Here is a 21,099-nt window from a genome sequence, read left to right on the forward strand (position 1 = left end):
CCCCACCGAACCCCGCCGCGGGTCTGCCCCGGCGACACTGTGCAGCGGGGGAACCCCCGCGTTCACATCACGTCACTCCGCGCGTCCCGCGTCAGTGCGCGACGACCGGGACCTTGAACTCGTCCTCGACACCACCGGCGTCTCCCGAACCCACCGGGGTCGCCGACGGACGGCCGGCGTTGATGAACGTCACCGCGATCGCGGAGGCCACCACCAGGATGCCGACGGCCCACCAGATGGCGCCGGTGAAGCCGTGCACCATCGACTGCAGCTTCAGCAGCTGCGGGTCGGTGGCACCGAGCGCGGCGTGCGAGGTGGCGTACGCGGTCGCGGCCGAGGCGGCCACGGTGTTCAGCAGTGCGGTACCGATCGCGCCGCCCACCTGCTGCGAGGTGTTGACCATCGCGGACGCGACACCCGAGTCCCGCGGCTCGACGCCGTGCGTGGCGAGCGACATGGCCGGCATGAACGCCGTACCCATGCCCAGACCCAGGAGCAGCTGCGCCGGGAGGATGAGACCCGCGTAGGAGGAGTCGATCTCCAGCTGGGTCAGCAGCAGCATGCCCACGGCGGCGGTCAGGAATCCCGGACCCATCAGCTTGCGGGCCGGGACCCGCGTCATCAGCCGGGCGCCGATCTGCGTCGAACCGGTGATCATGCCCGCGATCATCGGGAGGAAGGCGAAGCCCGTCCGGATCGGCGAGTAGCCCCTGACGACCTGCAGGTAGTAGGTGAGGAAGAGGAACAGCCCGAACATCGCGATGATGGCCAGACCCAGCGAGAGGTAGACGCCACCGCGGTTGCGGTCCATCACCACGCGCAGCGGCAGCAGCGGCGACTTGACCTTGGACTCGGTCAGGACGAAGGACAGGAGCAGCACGCCGGAGGCGACGAACATGCCGATGGTCAGCGGGTCCGACCAGCCGGAGGACTCGGCGCGGGTGAATCCGTACACCAGCGAGACCAGGCCCAGCGCGGAGAGGACCACACCCGGCACGTCGAGCGACGAGCGGTTGCGGCTGCCGGCCGGTTCACGGATCACGAAGTACGCGCCGGCGGCTGCGACGACCGCGAACGGGATGTTGACGAAGAACGTCCAGCGCCAGTTCAGCACCTGGGTGAGGAAGCCACCGAGAATCAGACCGACGGCGCCACCGCCACCGGCGATCGCCCCGTAGATGCCGAACGCCTTGGCGCGCTCCTTGGCGTCGGTGAACATGACGGCGAGCAGCGAGAGAGCGGCGGGCGCGAGCAGCGCGCCGAAGACGCCCTGGAGAGCGCGCGAGCCGAACAGCATGCCCTGGTTCTGGGCGGCGCCACCGAGTGCGGAGGCCAGCGCGAAGCCGGCCAGACCGACGACGAAGGTGCGCTTGCGGCCCCAGAGGTCGGCGATCCGGCCGCCGAAGAGCAGCAGTCCGCCGAAGGCGAGGGCATAGGCCGTGATGACCCACTGCTTGTTGGCATCCGTGATGCCGAGGGCCGTCTGGGCGTGCGGCAGCGCGATGTTCACGATCGTGGCATCGAGCACGACCATGAGTTGCGCGAGTGCGATGAAGGCCAGCGCTTTCCATCGACTGGGGTCGGGAAGTCGGATATCAGCTGTTTTTGACATGGGAGTAGCCACCTAAGGGCGCATGTGGACGCGAGGAGTCGTGAACGGTGATCCGTGACCGCGCGGATGTGCCGCCGGTCAGCGGTGAAGTCGAGAACGGTGAGGGTGGTGAAAGTGGTGAGGTGAGTGGGGTGGTGCGGGCGTGGCGGGCACAGGGCCGGCCGCCTGTGTCAGGCGCCCGGCACAAGCGTCATGACCGGTGCCGCAGATCCTCCAAGGTCGCCGCCGTTCCGGGCAGTTCGGACCGGGCCGGAGCCTCCAGACCGTCCAGGAACAGCTGGAGATGACGGTGGGTGAACCGGTCGATGTCCAGGCAGGCTGTGCCGGGCAGAGGCCGGGTGAGCTGGGAGAGGCCGACCAGTACGTCACCGACGGCGATGTCGGTACGCAGGCGCCCCGCGGACATGGCGCGCGCCACGAGCCCTTCGACGGCCTCTTCGAGGCGCCGACGCTCGGCGTGCAGTTCGGGGTGATCCTTGTCGAAGCCGCCGGAGAGCATCGGGCAGAGCGCCCCGATGCGTTCGTCGGCCGCCGCGTGCACGAAGCGGCAGAGGGCGTCGAAGGGGTCGGCCTCCTCGGCCGCCGCCTCCTCCGCCCGGTCGGTGGTGCGAGAGGTGACCGAGAGCACGACCTCATGGACGAGCGCGGCCCGGTCGAGGAAGTTCCGGTAGAGCGTGGCGTTTCCGACACCTGCGCGCCGGGCGACCTCGTCGAGCGGCACGTCCGGCCCGAACTCGACGAACATCTCGCGCGCGGCCGCCACGATCCGCTCCCGGTTGCGCAGCGCGTCGGCCCGCGGACGGGGCGTGCGGCGCGGCGCGGTTCCGGCGACGGTGCGGGCAGCGGTGTCCACGACGGCAGTCCTCTTCTTCCAGCTCTTCCGGCTCTCTCTGCGGACCCGGGCGCACAACCGGGGACCGCCTCCCCGTTTCGCGGGGACACCTGGTTCAAACGGGGAAGGGGTCCCCGCTTATTTCGCGCCTCGATGTGACCTGGGGCACATTCACCGAAGGGGGAAATTCCACCGATCGGCGCACCCAACGCGCGGCGGCGTACGGCCCGCCGGAGGGTGATCCCACGGAGCGCAGTCAGGGTCGGCCGACTGCCGTGGACCCCGGAGGCGCCTCTATGCAGCAGCTCCGCCACCGGATACGTGATCACCGCCGCCCGATCGCACTCGCCGGGGCGACCACCCTGCTCTTCGGGGCACTGGCCTCCGCCAGCATCAGATTCCCGTTCCCCGGTCAGTCCACCGCGGGGCCGGTGGCGACCACCGAGTCGACCGGAGTCGGACCGTGCCGGATATCCGCGACGATGGGCGTGCAGATGTCCGAGGGCATGCCGACACCCGCGGGATACGCCCGCACCAGGGGCGAGATCCATGCGCTGAACCTGATGATCGACTTCCCTGACGCGCGGGGTACGGAGCCGGCGATGGACCGGTATGCCGAATTCTTCCCGCAGACCGCCAACTGGATCCGGACCAGCTCGTACGGCCGGCTCGTCTACCGGCCCGAGGCACCCCTGAAGCATTGGCTGCGGATGCCCTTGCCGTTCTCGGAGTACGGCATAGAGCGCGGTTCCCCGTACGAGCCGGGCTACCGTCATCTGGTCGAGGACATAGTCGCCGAGGCCGACCCGAAAGTGGACTTCAGCGCGTACGACCTGATCAACATCCTGGTCACCCCGAACGCCGGGCCCGCCGCTCTCGACACCGTCCTGTCCGTCACCTTCTCCGGCAACGACGACGCCCCGCTGGCGGACGGCGTCCCGCTGTCCAACGCGTCCTTCATCTACAGCCGCCAGGACGACGGCTCGGGCTCGTACGCCCAGACCGGCTACCGCGTCCTGCCGCACGAGAACGGCCACATCTTCGGCCTGCCCGACCTCTACACCACGGAGGGCGGCAGCGCGGTCGGGCACTGGGACATCATGTCCGAGGACTGGGGGGCCAACAACGACTTCCTCGGGTGGCACAAGTGGAAACTCGGCTGGCTCGACAAGAGCCAGATCAGCTGTGCCTCCAAGCCCGGCACCAGTGAGCACGTCCTTACCCCGCTGGCCACCAGGGGCGGCAGGAAGCTCGCCTTCGTGCCGCTGACCGAGGCATCCGGCTACGCGGTCGAGGTACGGACCCAGGCGGGCAATGACCAGGCGGTCTGCCGCCCCGGTGTACTGATCTACAAGGTGAACTCCGACGTCGACACCGGCCAGGGGCCGGTCTCCGTCGTGGACAGCACCAAGGACAGCGGTGGCTGCACCCGGACGCCGAATGTGCACGCCGAACTCTCCGACGCCCCGTTCCGGCCGGGGGAGACCTTCACCGACAAGGTCAACAAGATACGAATATCGGTGGTCGGCAAGAACTCAAAGGGGAACTACCGGATCCGCATCACCCGGCCCTGACCGAACGGCCCGCACGGCCCCGGATCCGCGAGCTGTGCGCGCACCCCCTCGCACGCACACCTCCTCACACGGTCTCGGCGCCGCCTCCGGCGCCCTCCTCCGCCACCGCCCGCCACCGCCCGTCACCGCCTCCCGATCAACGCCCTCCGATCATTGCCCCCTCCTGGCGCGCACCTCGTCGTCGACCGGCCCACGCAGCTCACGCTTGAGGATCTTCCCGGTCGGGTTCCGGGGCAGCGGCTCGTCCCGCACGAGGACATGTGCCGGAACCTTGAAGGCGGCCAGACTCCGCCCGACGTGCGCGCGCAACTCGTCCGCCGTGGCGGTGGCGCCGGACCGCAGCCGGACGACTGCGGCGACCTCCTCGCCCAGGGTCGGATGCGACACCCCCAGCACCGCGGCGTCCTCGACGGCCGGGTGGTCGTGGAGCACCGCCTCGACCTCCACGCAGTACACGTTCTCGCCGCCGCGGATCACCATGTCCTTGAGCCGGTCGACGATGCTGACCCGCCCGTCGCGCACCAGCGCGAGATCGCCGGTCCGGAACCAGCCGTCCGTGAACGCCTCGGCCGTCGCCTCCTCGTTGTGCCAGTACCCGCGGACCAGTGCCTGCCCTCGGAGCCACAGCTCACCGATCTCGCCCTCGGGCAGTGCCTCACCCGCCGGTCCGGTGATCCGCACCTCGGTGGTGGGTGTCGGCCGACCGACACTGCCCGGGTTGAGCCGGTAGTCGGCGCCGAAGTTGGCCAGGACTCCGCCGATGGTCTCGGTCAGGCCGTAGCCGTTGCGCGGCTCGATCCGTTCGCCGTAGCGGGCGGTCAGCCTCGCGACCAGGTCGGGTGGCGCCGCGGCCCCGCCGGTGTTCAGCATCTTGAGGCTCTCCAGCCCGTCGTCCGCCCGCTCGGCGGCCGCGAGCAGCTCAAGGGCGGTGGCGGGGACGCCGGCGTAGTGGGTGACACCGTGCTCCCGGATCAGCCGCAGCGCTTCCTCGGCGTCCCACTTCCGCATGAGTACCAGCGCACCCCCCGCCGCCATCGCCGCATAGAAACTGGTGAACGCGGCGACATGGAAGAACGGAAAGGTCATCAGGGTGACCGGGGCGGGCCCCTGTCCCGGAATGACCCCGCGGCCCAGTGCGGAGACGGTCGCGTAGAACCGTGGGTTGAGCACCGCCCCCACCTGGGCGAGCTGGGTGGCGACAGCCCCCTTGGGCCGCCCCGTGGTGCCCGAGGTGTACATGATCGTCGCATCATCCTCGGGCCGGACCTCGGCCTCGGGTGGCGCGGCGAGCGGGTCGGGCTCCGGCAGGTCCTCGTAACGCTCGGCCCCCTCCGGAACCGCGCCGTCCCGGTGGTGGAAGACGACGACGCGCGCGCCGGCCTTCTCCGCCCAGGCCGCGACCCGCGGCAGCCGCTCCCCGTCCACCAGCAGCACCCGCGGCTCGCAGTCGCCGAGCGCGTACGTGAACTCGTCCTCCGTCCACCACGCGTTGAGCGGGACGGCGACCAGCCCGGCCAGTTGAGCGGCCCAGAAGGCGATCTGCCACTCGGGGTGGTTGCGCATCGCGACAACGGCCCGGTCACCGGGGCGGAGTCCGTACACCTCGGTCATCCGGCACGCCAGCATGGACGCGGCGGCGAAGAACTCCCCGTACGAGTAGCTGCGCTCCGCGGCGATCAGGAACGGCTGATCCCCGAAGGCCCAGGTGGTCTCGACGAACTCGCGGAGAGTCCTGGGCCCGTCGGCGTAGACGAGCGAGCCCGCCTGTCCGCCGTCCTGTGTACGGACGACGGCGAAAGGGGCTCCGGGACCGGTGAGCGCGGCTTCGATCCGGGCGGCGGCGGACGAGGAAGCTGCGGAAGCGTCGGCGGGGGTCGGGTCGGTGTGCGGCACGAACGACCTTTCTAAGCGCTTGCTCAGGACTTCGCGACGCTATGCCCGCCTCTGCCCACCGTCAAGAGAACGCCCCGACCTCGCCCCTCCTCGCTTCTTCTCCCCGCCGCTCCTTCTCCTTACGCCGTGCCCGTCCCGGGCAGCAGCTTCCCCGGTGGTGCGCACCGCATGCCGGTAGACGAGCTGGGCGTAGTCACGGAAGAGCTCCCTGAAGGCTTCCGGATCCCCCGCACGAATGCGGGCATGCATCGAGTAGTTCACTTCCTGTCTTGTCCGTTCAGCTGCCGCCGTTCCAGTGACCTGTATCACGTTTGAGCTCGATCGCCCGGCACCGGCGAGCAGGTCGTCCACGGCCTGTCCGTCGTGACGGAACAGCCTGCCGCGACGGCTGCGCCGGATCGGCTCGCGCGCCTCTGCCGGCGGAGCATTGCACGTACCCCATGCGCCCCTTGCAGCAGATGCTCATTCTTGGGACTCATGGGCAGATGCACCCAATGCTGCTACTTCGTCATGCTGTTGCCCGCCGCCGGAAAAGGGTGGAACCGGAAGCGTGCGGCATACGTGGTGAGGGAAAAGGGGGGCCGATGGACGCTGGGCTGACCATGGGCGAGCAGATCGTGCTGCTCGGACTGGACCAGGAAGACGGAACGCCTCGCGAGCAGTTGCGGGTGGGATGCGCTGTCGCTGCGGCACCCCTGCTCCAACTCGTGCTGTCCGGAGACCTGGTGACGCGTGACGGCGGACTCGTCGCCTCGGACCGCCCGCCACCCGAGGAACCGTTGGCGTCGGCCCTGGTCCGGCAGGTGCGTGAGCGCCCAGCCGCGGAGCCGCAGGCGTGGCTGCTGGCGGTACGCGACCAGGCGGTCACCGCTGCCTACGCGGGCCTGCTGTCGAAGGGGCTGGTGCGCAAGGAGGGACGCAAGCTGCTCGGCGCCTTCGGCTCCTACCGGTATCCGGTGACGGACCCGTCGGTGCCGGAGGCACTGCGCGGCGAGCTCTCCGCGACGGTGCTGGACAGGGCGCGGCCGACCGCCGCGACGGCGGAGCTGATCACCCTGCTGCACCACGCGGGCCTGCACTCCCTTGCGCTGCCGGACGCCGATGCCGCGGCGATCGGCCCCCGTATGGCCGAAGTGGCCGCCGCTCCGGGTCCCGCCGAGAAGGTGGGCGCTGCGGTGTCGGCGGCCCTCGCAGCCATGGCCGTCTTCCTCGCCGCGGTCCCGGGCATGACAGCTTGAACCTGTGGAGGACCCATCCCTTGCGCCTCTCCGTGGCCTGGGAGCGCGGGCTCGAGGCGATTCACCGGCAGCGAAGACACGCGACGCGGCCGATGCCGAGCGCGCCGCTCATCGGCGCGCACATCCCTGTCGCCGGAACGCGAGGCCGAGGGCCCCGCCCTCGCGGCCGAGAACATCGCCAGCTCACACGCCACAGGCGCGCGAACAACAACCCGCGGTACCGACGTCACCCCACCCGCTACACTGTCGGCGGTGGCCCAGCCCTCACGGGCCGGACCGCCAGCAACTGTCGGCAGGCTGACCTGAAGCCCAGCGCCCCACCCGGGCCGGGTTGCAGATGTTTTCCGACGGATCCCAGCCTTCGTAGCTCAGGGGATAGAGCACCGCTCTCCTAAAGCGGGTGTCGCAGGTTCGAATCCTGCCGGGGGCACAGAGAAACACCTGGTCAGAGGCCCTTTCGTTCGGTGGACGGAAGGGCCTCTGTGCTTGCAGCACACATATGGCACATGCCGTGGTCGCAGAGGGTGGGGAGCTGTCGCGAGATGGCCGCCAAGGACGAGCTGGCCCGGCGCCGGTACGAGAGGCTGGTCGACCGTCTTGAGTCGATGATGCGGGGCACCCTCAGGCCCGAGTACCAGGGCTACTACGGGCAGCTGATCCTGGGCGGCGACGATCTTGCGGAGATGGGTGAGCTCGCGGACGTCCGGCGCGCCGCTCGGCAGGCGGGGCGTCGTCTCGGCTGGAAGACGACCACCCATCTCGTCGGTGGCCGGCTCTTCGTGCTCGACGAGCGGGAAGTACCCGAAGAGATCGAGCAGCTCGCCAAAAACGCGGCGGCCGACGCGGTGGACCGGGCCTGGCGCGAGCATCAGTGAACCTGACCGCCCTGCCTGAGCCTGCCGTGGTGCTGGCCGAAACCGACTGGGGCGCCCTGGAGCATGCCTACGGGACGGCGGAGGACACCCCTGCGCAGCTCGTCGCACTCTTGGACGACGACCAGCGCGTGAGATCCCATGCCCTGGACCACCTGCACCACGTGGTGCACCACCAGAACACTCTCTACGTCGCGACGGCGCCGGCCGCGCTCTACGTGGCCGCCGTCCTCCCCGACCCGCGCACCGCCGTGCCCGTCGACAAGCGACCCCACGACTTCCCTGGGCCGATGCGAGCCGAGCTGCTGGGGTGGCTTAACTCGGTTGCCGACGCCGCCGGCAACCAGGCCGAGGCGACGATGCGCCGCTTCGGCTTCCCACCCGAGGACTACCCTCCGTTCGTCCAAACCCGCGAAATCCGCCCGCTGCTCTTCTCCGCGGTCGCCGCCTGCCTCGGCGACAGCGACCCTCACGTACGCAATGCGGCCATCGCTGCCTGCATTCCTCTGCTGGACGATGCCCGCCTGTACCGTCATCGGGCGGCCTTGGTGCCACTGCTGCGGAGGACACTGGCCATGAGCACACTCTGGCAGTACCAGGAGCGGGCCGTCGAAGCCCTTGCCGCATGGGGCGAGGACACCTCGGGCCTGGAAGTCCGGCGAGAACCTTTCGAGGTGTGTGACGCGCCGAACGACACTTCGTCGGGCGCCGGTTGGTCCTTGTCGCCGAGTGACGCGGCCGATCTCCCGTTCTGACGAGCGATCCCGCAGCCTCACGCTTTCGGCCGTCTGACACCGGGCAAGTTGCCCACTTGCGCGGAGCAGCCAAACGGCCTCATCGACTACGGCAACTCCGCACGGATCAAGCACACATCACGCGGAGACATCCTCCAGGGCAGCCACCTCATCTGCGGCTTTGCGGGCCTTCTTCTCCGCCTTGTCCAGCTTGGCCTTGGCCTTGGCCAACTGCCTGGAACGACGCTTGTGCATCTTCTTCCTCGTCGAGGCGGTCGGGGAAGAGATGGCCGTACGTGTCCAGCGTCAGCGTCGCGGACTTGTGGCCGAGCATGGTCTGGACGACATTGACGTCGTGGGCAGGCAGAGCTTCGTCACGTCCGTTGCATCCGTTATGCGCAGGGGAGCCTCCAGTCCCGGCGTGAGTGCGCCGAGGGCCGCTCTGTTTCTCCGCGAGCTATGCCGTGAGGTCGTACCGCTGGCGCGAGGTTGATGCCTGGCTCGACCAGCAGACCGGCCGCCGAGCGGTGCCATGACCAATCCTCACAGTCGTTCGTACAGTGGCGCGCTCCACCTTGACGCCCTGAACCACGCCCGCTCCACAGTGTGTGGGCCGAAGGCGGACGGGACGGGAGCTGGGGAGAGTGATCGGGTGCTGTGCTGCGGCCGAGGATGAACCTCAGACACCGAGGCGCGTAGGCCGTCTCGTACTGGCGCGATGACCGGCCACTCCGCGTCCGTGGTGTCCGAGGTGTAGCGGCGGGGCCGGGCCGGATAAAGGCGGCCGTGGCCGAACCGGCAGGCCAGGCATGGGCAGCCAGCTTGCCCGTTCGGGGCAACAGCAGGGGCCACAGGGGCGTACAACGGGCATGACGGGCCCCCTTGGCGCGACTGGGCTTCGACACAGCAGTTGCTGCCAAGAGGTCCCGGCCGTGTACGTCACTTCGCCAATTCCCGCCCGCCCTCGACGATCAGTTTGTTCACGCGCCCTGAGTCAGATGGGCCGAAGGCCGAGTTGGCACTTCGTGGGTTGGAGCGAAACAGCACGGAGCTCACTCGAACTCTTGTCGCAGAGCATTTCCGGCCAATCTCGTGCGTACGCCAAATGGCGTAGACCAGCTTTCTGCGGATGCCGTCTACTGGTGGAGCCGATCGCAGGGAGCACGGGGGAGGTCCGCACATGTCAGGGGAAGCCAAGCATCACTGGATCATCGCGCTGGACATCGAGAACTTCAGTCCGCGTCGAGACCCTGTGCAGCGACGGGTTCGGGCCGCGATGTACCGCGTTCTCGGCGGCGCGATGGAACGTGCCGGGCTCGCGGCGACGGACACCGTGTCCGAGGATCGCGGCGACGGCGTACTCATGCTCATCCGATCGTCCGTGGCACCCGTGGTGATCGCCGGGCCGTTCGTGCGCGAGCTTGACGAGGGGCTCGACGAATACGCACAGGAGGCCAACGAGGATCACGCGGTCCGGCTGCGGATGGCACTGCACCAGGGCCTGACGGCAAGCGACGAGCACGGCTGGTCGGGTGACGCGATCAACACCGCCTGCCGGATCGTCGACGCCCAGCCGCTGCGCGACGTCCTCGCCTCCACTCCGTCGGCCCGGATGGCGTTCGCCGTGTCGGACGAGGTCCATCGCGCGGTGATCAGGCACGGTCACCGGGGCATCGACCCCGCGGCCTATCTCCCGTTCGACCTCACCACCAAGCACGGTGAGACGATCAGTACCTGGATCACCGTCCCTGGCTACCCGGCCCCTCCGGGGCTGCCCGAGTCGGCCGCCGAGTCGCCCTGTGGCCAGGAGCCGCTGCCTGCCCCGGACGGACAGCAGAGCACCGGCGCCGGGCAGCCCTCCGTCGTGCAGCACGCACAGACCGTGCAGGGCGACCAGGTCGCCGGGTCCAAGCACGTGACCGTCCACAACACAGGGAATGTGCGGCTGTGACGGCGGCCGCAGCGGGAGGACCCCCGGCCGCCGGTGATCCAGGGGGGAGCCAGCCGGCGGCCGGGCCGGGGGGACCCACGGGGGGCGGTGCGCCCAAACCGTCCGCCCCGGGTGCCGGCCAGGAGCCGGCGAAGGACAGACAGGACGGCCCGCCCCAGGCGGAGCCGGCCACGGGAGGCGACGGCGGGGCCGAGACTCCGCCGCCCCCGCAGTCCGGACCCGGCGCGGAGTCGTACGAGGCGACCGGTCAGCTGGGGCAGGGTTCGCAGCGCCGAGGGCTGCTGCAGAACGCCGTCGCCAACGTCGAGGGTGACATGGTCGGCGGCGACAAGTACGTGGTGGTGCTCGGTGGGCACAAACGCCGGCTGCGGGTGCTGTCCCCGCTCATCGCGGAACGGGTCCGGTTCGCCTACAGCGCGCCCGCCGACCTGCCCGACGCCCGCGAGGCGCTCGCCAGACAGCGGCTGCTGATCCTGCGCTCGGCGGCCGGGCACGGCAAGTCCGCGATGGCCGTACGGCTGCTGCTCGGCGCGTGCCGGGGTGCGGTCTACCACCTGGACAGCGGGGTCGACTTCGCCTCGCTGGCCGAGCAGCTGGAGAACGACAGCGGGGTCATCGAGCGCGGTGTCGGCTTCCTGCTGGAGCGGCCCGAGGACATCGGAAACCTCGGCCGGGAGACGTACGAGAAGGTGCAGGGCGCGCTGTCCCAGGCGGACGCGTGGATGGTCGTCACGGTGACGGACGGTGAGCTCGCCGACGGTGAACTGCTCATCGGTGTACGGGATCTGACGGACGCTCCACAGCCCCTGGAGGTCGTGCGCGCGCATCTGCGCTGGCGGCTGGGGGAACGCGACGCCGACCGGCTGCTGACGCGCGAGGACGTACGGGACGTGATCGCCGAGCTGGTGGGCGGCCTCCCGGCCTGTCGGCGGGCCGGGGACCTCGCCGCCGCGATGATCGAGCAGTACGACCTGCACGGCGTCGTCGACCTGGACCGGCTGCGTGAACACCGGGCCCGGCTGGAGGCGGAGGACTTCGAGATCTGGGCCGAGAGTCTGCCGGACGCCGGCACGCGCAGCTTCGCGCTCGCCCTGGCGGTGCTCAACGGGCTGCCGCAGGAGGACGTCGCCCAGGCCGCCCGTTCGCTGCGCGAGCGGCTGGAGGACGACGGACCCTACCTCCGGGCGCCCGGGCCCGACGGACGCCCGGTCCGGTCCAAGGACCTGTTCGAGACGCCCCGGCGACGGCAGCTGCAGCACCTGCGCGCCCAGGAGCGGGACAAGCCGGGCGGCGAGCCCGGGACGATCATCGAGTACAAGGACCCCGGGTACGCGCGCCGGGTGATCCTGCACGCCTGGACCCAGTACGAGATCCAGGGCGAACTCATCGACTGGCTGGACGAGTTGGTGGTGCACCCGGCGGAGCAGGTGCGCGTCTACGCGGCGGCCTCCGGGCTCGGGGTGCTGGCCGCCGAGGCCTATCGGTACATCGAACACCGAGTCCTGGGGCCCTGGGCGCGCAGCGACAGCGCGCTGCGCCGCACCGCCGTCGCCTACGCGCTCTCCGTGGCCTGCCAGGACCCCTGGGTGCGGGAGCAGGCGACCGCACTGGTGGGCGGCTGGTACGCCGACGAGCGGCCCCAGGTGCGGGCGGCCGCGGCCCGGGTGCACGGGCTGGGCGCGGTGTCGGGACGTCCGGTGGAGGAACTCGCCCGGCTGTTCGCAGTGGACAGCGTGACGGTGGCGGTGGCCGTCGGCTGCGCGCTGGCCGATCTGGTCGCCGACGATCCCGACGCGGCCGGCTCGGTGCTGCCCATGCTGCGGGACAGGACCGGCGACCACCGCTCCGGCCGGGCGGCGGTGCTCGCCTTCCTGATCGTCGCGGCACAGGTGGTCGTGGAGACGAAGGACGTCGACCCGGGAGCCGCGGTGCCCGAGTGGCCGACGCTGCTGTACCTGGCGCACAGGCAGCCCGAACTGCGGGACTCCTTCGTATGGTTGTGGCGTGCGGCGCTGAACGAGTCCTTCTTCCACGACGAGGCGGAACAGGTCGTCGGCGACTGGGCGAAGCTGGCCGAACGGGACTCCGAACTCCGCGAGATGTTAAGGCTGCTGGTCGGCGCCATCGCCCACGGCGATCAGCGTTCGGGCCGGATCCTGCGCTCCTGCGCCGACGGCTGGGTGCACCCGGACCGGATCGTCGGGCTGCCCCTCACGGCGGCCATGGTGCACGCGCAGCTCGACATGGAAGGGGTGTGAGGATGAGCGTCTCCCTGATTCTCAACGAGCGGGTGATCTCCCGCAGTCGGGTGGGCGAGCTGCCCAACCTGCCGCCCTCGGTGGCGATCGTCTACCCGGTGGAGGGCGGACCCTTCGAGGTCGAGACCGTCCGCACCTTCGGGCAGCGCTGGTTCGGCAAGAACCGGGCCTGCTACGTCGTCGACCTCAGCGACCACAGACGCCAGGCGTCCGTCAGCAAGACCCCGCTGACCTGCAAGGACGGCGGACACCGGTTCCAGGCCACGATCGACATCGGCTTCCGGGTGCACGACCCGGTGATGGTGGTGTCCAGGAACGTACGGGACGCGTTGACGGTCGTCTACGGATACCTCACCGACCGCATCCGGCTGCAGGCCGCGCGGTTCGCCATCACCGAGGCTATGGCGGCGCAGCTGGCCGTCAACCAGGAGCTGGACCGGGAGATCCGGCTCCCCGAGGGCATCACCATCTACTACTGCAAGGTCCAGATGGAGCCCGACCAGGCCGCGGCCCGGTACATCCAGGAACTGGAGGAGGCGCGGCGCCGGGCCAGGCTCGGTGTGCACGTTCACGATGCCAGACGCTCGGAGACCTACTCCGACGAGGACATCGAGGACATCAGGGCGGCCGGCCGCCGGCGTCGGCAGTCAGAGGAGCGGGCCGCGCTGGGGAACACACGGCTCGACTTCGACAACCTGATCCGCGAGCACCTGGTCCGCCACCCCGAGGAGACCACGCACGCCCTCGAACTGCTGGCGCGGGTCCGTGAGACCGAGGCCACCCAGCACGAGATCCGGGACCAGCGGCACGCCGAGATGGTCAAGTACCTCATCGAGCGGGGCGTCGTACGCGAGGTCGACCTGCCCGGCCTGCGCCAGGGTGTGCTCGGTCCGAGCGCGCCCGGCACCGGAGTCGCGGGTGTACTGGAGCGGCCCGACGCCGGACAGCCGGTCTCCTTCGCCTCCGGTGCGATACCCGGCGGCCCCAACCACTCGGCGTCCGCGCCCGCGGCGGCGCAGGGCGGGCCCGTGCAGTGGGGCGGCAGCACTCCGACGGCCGCCGTCGCGCCGCCGAGCGGACTGATACCGGTGTACGTCGTCCTAGACACCTCGCAGGCCGCGGCCGGCTGCGTCACCGACCTGGGCAACGCGCTGCGCTCGGTGCAGACGCTGCTGGCCAACAGCCCCGACGTGGCCGCCGCCATCCGGCTCTCGGTGATCACCTACGCCGACGGCGCCGACGTGGTGCTGCCGCTCACCGAGGTCTCCTGGCGCACCGGCGTCCCGGGGCTGAGCACATCGCCGGGCTGCCGTTACCGGCCGGTGCTGCGGCGGCTGCTGGACCTGGTGCCGCTGGAGACGGAACGGCTGAAGGAGCAGGTGCCCCGGGTACTGCGGCCCGTCGTGTTCTTCCTGGCCGTCGGCCAGGCCGAGGACGACACCGAATGGCCGGCGGCACACGCCGATCTGATGGCGCACAAGTACTTTCCGCACGTCGTGGCGTGCGGCATCGGAGCGGACCGGGACCGGGTCGTGCAGCGCCTCGCCTCCCGCCCCGAACTGGGCGTCGTCGCCGTCGAGGGCGCGGATCTCGCGCAGTCGGCGGTGCAGTTCTCCGTCCTGTTGCAGCAGACGCTGCTGCATCTGGGCCGGAGCGCGATCGCGGGCGGTATGGAGTTGAAACTCGACTGCCCGCAGGGCCTTCGGCCCGCCACGCAGGAGCAATAGAGCGGCTGAACAGCAAAGGGGGAGAACTGGGATGGCCGAGACGCTTGGGCAGTTGCTGCCGGTGTACGTCCTCGCCGACGAATCGGGCTCCATGTCGAGCTACGTCGGCGACCTCAACGAAGGAATGAAGTCGTTGCACGTCGCGCTCCTGGGGGAGCCGATGGCCGCCGCCAAGGTGCGTTTCTCCGTGTTGGGCTTCTCCAACAGCGTCGTGGAACACCTGGTGCTGGCCGATCTGAGGAGCGAGAACGAACTGCCACGGCTGTCGGCCGGCGGCGGCACGAACTACGACGCGGCGTTCGCCGCGCTGCTGGAGCGCATCCCGCAGGACGTACAGACGCTCAAGTCCCAGGGGTACAAAGTGCTGCGCCCCGCGGTCTTCTTCCTCAGCGACGGCCAGCCGACCTGCGGCGAGGAGTGGCGCCAGACGCACAGCCGGCTGACCGACCGCAGGGTGACCGGCGCGGCGCCCAACGTCATCGCCTTCGGGATCGGCGGGGCGCGGGCCGAGACGATCCTGGCCGTGGCGACCGAGCAGAAGTTCGCGTTCATATCGATCCCCGGTGCCCAGCTCGGCGACGCGATCGCCAAGTTCTTCACCGCGCTCACCAAGAGCGTGGTCGAGTCGGCCAACGCCCTGGCCGCCGGCCAGCAGGCCGAGCTGGCGGTGGAGAAGCCGGAGGGCTTCCGCCTCGCGATCGACGAGGTCTGATGGTGGACAAGTGGTTGCCCTTCCGGTGGAACAAGAGCCGGGAAGACGAGCAGCGGGACACGCCCGAGTCGCCGGACGCCGGCACGGCCGGGGCCGCCGACCAGCGGCTTCCCGACCCGCGCCAGGCCGAGGCCCGGCACACGTCCGCGCCGCGTGAGGGTGGTACGGCACCGCCCCCCGGGCACGTCTCCGAGTACGTGGTGCCCGAGTACCGGGTCGAGCATTACGTTGTACGTGAATACAACGGGCCGGCCTTGGAGCCCCCGCCTTCCCCCGACCCCGGACAACGATCGGCTCCGCCCCGGCGGCAGGGCAGCGACCAGGTCCACGGCATGGAACTGCAGGGTGCGCAGGATCCGCGCGTCGCTCCGCCGCAGCACCCCCCGGCACCGAGGCACGCGCCTCCCGATGCGCAGGCTGGAGTTCCGCCGCAGCACGGCTCGACACCGCGGCACGCGGCACCGGGGAAGCCGGAGCCCGGGGCCGACCGGTCCGCACCGGACTCCCGGCGCGGCACGAACCGGTACCGGCGGGTCGTGCTGGGGAAGCCTGCTGCCCACGTGGAGCCCAAGCCACCGCCCGGCGATCCCTATCGGCCGGACACCCTCTTCGACGGGTGGTCGACCCCGGAGCTGACCGTGCGGCTGGCCTCCGTACGAGGGGACCAGCACCGTTTCGACGGGCGGCCGCGGCAGGACGACGTGGTCGTCGCCTGGCACGAACCGTCGGCCACGGTCGTCTTCGCCGTGGCCGACGGTGTCTCGGCTGCCGCGCAGTCGCACGTGGGCGCCGCGCTGGTCTGCCGCACGGCGGTCAACGACCTGCTGGTGCAGCTGGGTGAGGACAGGCCGGGCCCCGACTGGACCCGGGTGCTGCAGGCGGCCCGGTATCAGCTGCTCATGCGGGTGGCCCGCGGCCGGGAACCGGACGAGGGCGACCTGGCGGAGGCGAACCGGACCCTGGCGACGACCTTGGTGGCGGGCACGGTCGCACCGGCCGAGGGCGGCGGGATGCACGTCACGCTGGCGCGCGCCGGGGACTCCTCGGCGTGGTGCCTGCAGCAGGGCCGGTTCAACCCGCTGCTGACAGACAAGAACAGCGGCCCCGGCGAGATCACCAGCAACGCGGTGATCGCGCTGCCGCGCCTGTTGACCCGTTCCCGCCCGCTGTCGTACAGCCTGCCCGCCGACGGCGTCCTGCTGGTCGGCACCGACGGTTTCGGTGATCCGCTCGGCGACGGCTCCGGCATGGTGGGCGAACTGTTCGCGGAGCTGGCGGTGCGGCCGCCCGAGCCGCGGGTTCTCGCCCATCTGCTGGACTTCTCCCGGGAGACCTTCGACGACGACCGCACGCTGCTCGCCGTCTGGCCCCGGCACCGGCTCTCCGGCGGGGCACCGTGACCGGGTCCGGGGCAGCGCGGATCGCCCGTTCGGATCTGGTGCTGGGCACGGCGTTGGGGGGCGGTGGGCAGGGCAAGGTCTGGGCGGTCGAGAAGCGGCTGGTCAACAGGAAATGGCCGGTGGCGTACAAGGAATACAAGCCGGACTCCCAGGGGCAGTTGCGGATCGACGCGCTGGAGCGGATGGTCGCCTTCCTGCCCGAGCAGCCGCTCGCGGTCGGGCAGTGGCTGGCCGAGCACGCCGCCTGGCCCGCGGCGCTGGTGACCGAGGGGTCGCAGGTCCGCGGCTTTCTGATGCGGCAGATCCCGGACGAGTTCTTCATCACCTTGCCGTCGGGCGACAGGAAGGCGGCGGGTTTCGAGTTCCTGCTCAACTCGCTGTCCTACGTGAACATGATGGTGGGGAACGTGACGCCTCGCCAGGTCTTCGGTCTGTTGCTCTCCTTCGCCGACACCCTGGAACGGCTGCACGGCCTCGGTGTGGTGGCTGGCGACCTCTCCCCGAAGAATTTGCTGTTCTCGCTGTCCGGGCCGCGGCCCAGCTGCTTCCTCATCGACTGCGACGCCATGGGACTGCGCGGCGACTGGGTGCTCAAGCCCGTGCAGACGCCCGGCTGGCAGCTGCCCGACGGCGAGGCGCCGGAGACACCGGAAGGTGACTGCTACAAGTTCGCGCTGCTCGCGGTGCGGCTCTTCCTGCACGAGCAGCACGGCAAGGACGCCGCCGCGCTGCGGCGGATGGACGGTGCCGTGGCCGACCTGGCCGAGCGTGGCCTGAGCCGGACGCCCACCGACCGGCCCGCCCTCAGTGACTGGCTCGACCCCCTGCGGCGCGCCTTCGACAGCGCCCCCGAGACCTGGCCGGCCGCCGCGCAGGCCGGGCCGCAGACGGCGACCGGGCCGACGGCGGGCGCGCCGACGGCCGGTCCGGGCCTGTTCGGTACGGCCACCGGCAGCACGCGTCCCGGGGGTTCGCGTCCCGCCGGCCCGCGAGGGACCACGGTTGGCGGCCAGGTGCCCCTGCAGACCTCCGGCCCGTTTCCCTCCGGCCCCTTCAACCCTCCCCGCAGCACACCCCAGCGCGCGCCCTCGTCGGGACGGGCGGGTGCCGTCGCGTTCTGGATCGTGCTGGCGATCATTGCGCTGATCGTCTGGCAGATCGCGACGCACAGTGGCTCCGGGAGCAGCGGTGGCAGCAGCGACAGCACGGGCCAGCCCGGGATCGGGTCCACGGACACGCGCGCGGAGCAGGCGACAGCGCTGCACACGCTCCTGGCGCAGAACGCCGACCAGCGCCGCGGGGTCTCCGACGCCGTGCAGTCGATGATGAACTGCAGCGACCTCCAGGAGAACCGGCAGGTCTTCGAGGACGCGGCCGACGCACGGGCCGGCCTCGTCGAGAAACTGGACGCGCTTACCCTCGACCAGCTGGCCGACGACCTGGCGCCGGACCTGCACAACGCCTGGCAGAGCTCGGAGGAGGCCGACCGGGCCTACGTGCGGGTGGTCGACGACGTGTCGGGCGACTGCTCGACCTCCGCCGTGACCGGATCGAGCGCCTGGCAGGACGCGGTTTCGGCGAGCGCCGACGCCACGGCGGCGAAGAAGGACTTCGTCGCCGTATGGAACCCCGTCGCGCGGGAGTTCGGGCTGGAGACGTTCGCCTGGTCCGATCTGTGAACCACTGCCCGGCCCCACTCACGAGCCCCCCGAACCGGTCCGCGGATCCCGGCCGGCCCTTTCACCCGTGCACCCTGGGCCGGACCGTACCGGCCGCCTGCATCGGGGCGGTCGGGGCGGTGCCGTCCGCGGGCCGCGGTGCCGCGAACTCCGGTCGGTCGCGCCACCTGTTGCCCCGGGCCTGCGCCGTCACCTCCCGGCCGGCCCACCCTCTCGCACCCGCTTCAACGCATCCGCGTTGTGGACGGTCACATGAGTGCGTCCGGTCGTCACCCACCCCTCGGCCCGCCATTGCTCCAGGACCCGGCTGACGGTTCTGCGGGAGCCGAGTACCAGGCCGGCGAAATCGTCCTGGGACAGTGGCAGATCGATGTCCACGACCCCGTCGGAGTTGCGCCGACCGTGGCTGGCAGAGAGGTCGAGCAGCAGGCCGGCCAGGCGCGCGGCGAGCGGATCGGCGCCGACCGAGGTGCGCTGCCGGTCGGCGTCCCGCAGACGCGCGGAGAGCACCTGGCGGACGGCGCCGGTGATGACGGGATGGTCGTGGGCCGCCGCCCGGAACGCCTCGGCGGGAATCACCAGGGCCTGGACCGGTATGAGGGCGGTGAGCGTCGCCGATCTGGGCCCGCCGTCCAGCGCGGCCTGTTCGCCGAGCAGGTCGCCGGGGCCGCGCAGGGCCAGTACCGCCTGGTAGCCGGCGGCGGCAACCGTGGTCACCTTGACACAGCCGCGGCCTAGGACGAGGAGATGGTCGCCGAACTCGTCCTGCCGTAGCAGGTGTTCCCGTGGGGTGAACTCGGTCACCTTGCCTGCCTCGCGCAGTGTCTGCCGGGCCGTGGCGTCCACCAGGTTCCAGAACGGAGTCCGGCTGGGCCCGTGTCCGAGCGGGCCGTTCTCTCGGAAATCCGCGGTCATCCCAACCTCTCCCACCTCACCCCGCCGTCAACCAGTGAGGCCCGCGACCGCTATCAGTGCGCAGCCGCCCACCGCGGTGAGCAGTGACTGCCGTACGAGCCCCTGTTTGATCCACACGATGCGGCTCATGTCGACCAGCTGGCGGGTCAGCGCGGGCAGCGGGGCGTGTCGGCCCAGGCGGTCGGCGAGCTCGTCCGGGCTCCAGTGCCGTAGGTGGCCGTAGAAGATGAAGTCGTCGACGTGGTCCGAGCGCATGCGGCCCGCACGGTTGTGGCGGGGCAGAACGGCGAGGATCGCAAGCACGGCGGAGAGAGCGAGCAGTGCCAGGCCCGTCCACAGGGCCGTCTTCGGCAGGGCGCCCGAGACGCTGCCGAGCCGGTGCCCGGAGCCGGACAGCGCGGCCACACCCGCGAGGGCCGCGGACTCCATCGCCAGGGCGAAGGAGGCCTTGGCGTCCACGGTGCGGGTCCACTCGGCGAGTACGGAGTGCACTTGCCAGGCAATCTTGGTCGCTTCCTCGCGGGTCACCGGCTCACCCTCGGACACGGGACGCACCCCTCCTCGTGGTTGGCGGACGTGTGCGCCGGGCCGGCGCACGAGGACGTTACCCATCCGCCTGCTTCCGCAACCTCCGGTCCAACGCCGGTGAAAGCTCCGCCTGGACCACGCTGCGGGCCTGCGGGCGCAGGCGGTGAAGGTTCTCCTCGGGGCCGGGACCTCTTGGTAGCAACTGCGGTGTCGAAGCCCAGTCGCGCCAAGGGGGGTCCCACCATGCCCGTTGTACGCCCCTGTCGCCCCTGCCGTTGCCCCGAACGGGCAAGCTGGCTGCCCGTGCCTGGCCTGCCGATTTGAGCCACGGCCCTGATGACCGGTCCACCACGCCGGTTCCTGACTGTCGTGGGCTCACTGGTCGGATGCCGGCCGACGGGGAGCGGGCGTGAGCGAGATCAGCGTGCTGGACGTGTGGCAGACAGTACGCTGAATCCAGCGGGATCGGGCCCGCAGCACGGTGTCCGGGAGGTGCTTCATGACGACCGAGATGGTGGCCCCCGCGTGGATGCATGAGCAGATCACGGCGGAGGAATACGAGTCCTGGTCCGAGGAGCAGTGCGCCGGTGTCGAGATCGTGGACGGGATGGTCGTCGTGAGTCCGAGTGCGTCCAAGCGGCACAACCGGCTGGCCCGGATTCTGGCGAATGCCCTGGATGCCGCCGCGGGCCCGGAGTGGAACGCCGACACGGACTTCGACGTCCGGCTTCAGGACGTCCCGCTCACCAATCGCCGCCCGGACGTCGTCGTGTACCGCGCAGACACGATCGACCTCACCCCCACCCGCCCTGAGCACGTGCTGCTGGTCGCGGAGGTGGTGTCGCCAGGCTCGGAGACCACCGACCGGATCGTGAAGGTCGACCAGTACGCCAAGGCAGGCATCGGCTTCTACTGGCGGATCGAGCAGGCCGCGACAGGCGTTCCTCTCGTGTACACCTACGTTCTCGACCCCGCGACGAAGACCTACCGGGACGGAGACGTGTTCACCGGCTTCCTCAAGGTAGCGGCTCCCTTCCCGGTGGAGATCGACCTGGGCCAGGTCTGACCCACGCGTTGCTCAGCAGTGGGCAGCGCGTGAGCGATGCGTGAGCGGACGGCCCGACACAAGGCGGCATGAGCTGGATCAAGTGGCTCGCCGTGCGGTTCTGACCAG

16 protein-coding genes, 1 tRNA gene and 1 pseudogene are annotated in these 21,099 nt (G+C 70.6%); 12 read left to right on the plus strand and 6 right to left on the minus strand.

Features of this window, described 5'->3' with window-relative positions; all coding sequences use genetic code 11:
* Positions 1-91: 91 nt before the first annotated feature.
* Positions 92-1,612 (minus strand): MFS transporter, encoded by a 1,521-nt coding sequence (locus ACFVXE_RS32960; protein ID WP_389676760.1) that lies wholly within the window; start codon positions 1,610-1,612, stop codon positions 92-94.
* A 190-nt stretch (positions 1,613-1,802) separates the two neighbouring features.
* Complete coding sequence (locus ACFVXE_RS32965; RefSeq protein WP_389676762.1) at positions 1,803-2,465, minus strand: TetR/AcrR family transcriptional regulator; 663 nt, start codon at positions 2,463-2,465, stop codon at positions 1,803-1,805.
* Between the two features lie 275 nt (positions 2,466-2,740).
* Here ACFVXE_RS32965 and ACFVXE_RS32970 point away from each other — a divergent pair, with 275 nt between their 5' ends.
* The gene (locus ACFVXE_RS32970; protein WP_389676764.1) at positions 2,741-4,018 is read left to right on the plus strand and encodes a M6 family metalloprotease domain-containing protein; all 1,278 of its coding nucleotides are present in this window, start codon (positions 2,741-2,743) and stop codon (positions 4,016-4,018) included.
* Between the two features lie 150 nt (positions 4,019-4,168).
* Here ACFVXE_RS32970 and ACFVXE_RS32975 read toward each other — a convergent pair whose 3' ends face one another.
* Entirely contained in the window at positions 4,169-5,911 is a 1,743-nt protein-coding gene (locus ACFVXE_RS32975) for a class I adenylate-forming enzyme family protein (protein WP_389676766.1), read from the minus strand.
* 584 nt (positions 5,912-6,495) lie between these two features.
* Between ACFVXE_RS32975 and ACFVXE_RS32980 the strand changes: the two genes are divergently transcribed.
* From ACFVXE_RS32980 to ACFVXE_RS33025, 10 genes are all read left to right on the plus strand, one after another.
* On the plus strand, positions 6,496-7,149 hold the full coding sequence (locus ACFVXE_RS32980; protein ID WP_389676768.1) for a GPP34 family phosphoprotein: 654 nt from the start codon (positions 6,496-6,498) through the stop codon (positions 7,147-7,149).
* 357 nt (positions 7,150-7,506) lie between these two features.
* Positions 7,507-7,579, plus strand: a tRNA-Arg gene (locus tag ACFVXE_RS32985).
* 112 nt (positions 7,580-7,691) lie between these two features.
* Positions 7,692-8,024 (plus strand): hypothetical protein, encoded by a 333-nt coding sequence (locus ACFVXE_RS32990; RefSeq protein ID WP_389676769.1) that lies wholly within the window; start codon positions 7,692-7,694, stop codon positions 8,022-8,024.
* A complete protein-coding gene (locus tag ACFVXE_RS32995; protein WP_389676771.1) occupies positions 8,021-8,776 on the plus strand; it encodes a hypothetical protein in 756 nt (251 codons plus the stop codon). Before ACFVXE_RS32990 ends, ACFVXE_RS32995 begins: the two co-directional genes overlap by 4 nt.
* 1,159 nt (positions 8,777-9,935) lie before the next feature.
* Positions 9,936-10,706: a hypothetical protein gene (locus ACFVXE_RS33000; protein ID WP_389676772.1), complete on the plus strand. Its 771-nt coding sequence runs from the start codon at positions 9,936-9,938 to the stop codon at positions 10,704-10,706.
* The gene (locus ACFVXE_RS33005) at positions 10,703-12,964 is read left to right on the plus strand and encodes a hypothetical protein (protein WP_389676774.1); all 2,262 of its coding nucleotides are present in this window, start codon (positions 10,703-10,705) and stop codon (positions 12,962-12,964) included. Before ACFVXE_RS33000 ends, ACFVXE_RS33005 begins: the two co-directional genes overlap by 4 nt.
* A 2-nt stretch (positions 12,965-12,966) precedes the next feature.
* Positions 12,967-14,691, plus strand: a complete 1,725-nt coding sequence (locus tag ACFVXE_RS33010; RefSeq protein ID WP_389676776.1) for a hypothetical protein — start codon at positions 12,967-12,969, stop codon at positions 14,689-14,691.
* Positions 14,692-14,722: 31 nt separating this feature from the next.
* A complete protein-coding gene (locus ACFVXE_RS33015) occupies positions 14,723-15,403 on the plus strand; it encodes a hypothetical protein (RefSeq protein WP_389676778.1) in 681 nt (226 codons plus the stop codon).
* Positions 15,403-16,803 (plus strand): protein phosphatase 2C domain-containing protein, encoded by a 1,401-nt coding sequence (locus ACFVXE_RS33020; protein ID WP_389676780.1) that lies wholly within the window; start codon positions 15,403-15,405, stop codon positions 16,801-16,803. The genes ACFVXE_RS33015 and ACFVXE_RS33020 overlap by 1 nt, the downstream gene beginning before the upstream one ends.
* Positions 16,800-18,482, plus strand: a complete 1,683-nt coding sequence (locus tag ACFVXE_RS33025; RefSeq protein ID WP_389676781.1) for a hypothetical protein — start codon at positions 16,800-16,802, stop codon at positions 18,480-18,482. The genes ACFVXE_RS33020 and ACFVXE_RS33025 overlap by 4 nt, the downstream gene beginning before the upstream one ends.
* A gap of 189 nt (positions 18,483-18,671) precedes the next feature.
* Here the strand turns inward: ACFVXE_RS33025 and ACFVXE_RS33030 are convergent, their stop codons facing one another.
* The 3 genes and pseudogenes from ACFVXE_RS33030 to ACFVXE_RS33040 form a co-directional block, all read right to left on the minus strand.
* Complete coding sequence (locus ACFVXE_RS33030; RefSeq protein ID WP_389676782.1) at positions 18,672-19,397, minus strand: Crp/Fnr family transcriptional regulator; 726 nt, start codon at positions 19,395-19,397, stop codon at positions 18,672-18,674.
* 27 nt (positions 19,398-19,424) lie between these two features.
* Positions 19,425-19,943, minus strand: coding sequence for a Pycsar system effector family protein (locus ACFVXE_RS33035; protein ID WP_389676784.1), 519 nt, complete (start codon positions 19,941-19,943; stop codon positions 19,425-19,427).
* A gap of 58 nt (positions 19,944-20,001) precedes the next feature.
* Positions 20,002-20,106: pseudogene (locus ACFVXE_RS33040) on the minus strand (MerR family transcriptional regulator); the annotation flags it as partial.
* A 318-nt stretch (positions 20,107-20,424) separates the two neighbouring features.
* Here ACFVXE_RS33040 and ACFVXE_RS33045 point away from each other — a divergent pair.
* Positions 20,425-20,991, plus strand: a complete 567-nt coding sequence (locus ACFVXE_RS33045) for a Uma2 family endonuclease (RefSeq protein ID WP_389676785.1) — start codon at positions 20,425-20,427, stop codon at positions 20,989-20,991.
* Positions 20,992-21,099 lie beyond the last annotated feature (108 nt).

It is taken from the genome of Streptomyces sp. NPDC058231 (assembly GCF_042882275.1).
Taxonomy (GTDB): Bacteria; Actinomycetota; Actinomycetes; order Streptomycetales; family Streptomycetaceae; genus Streptomyces.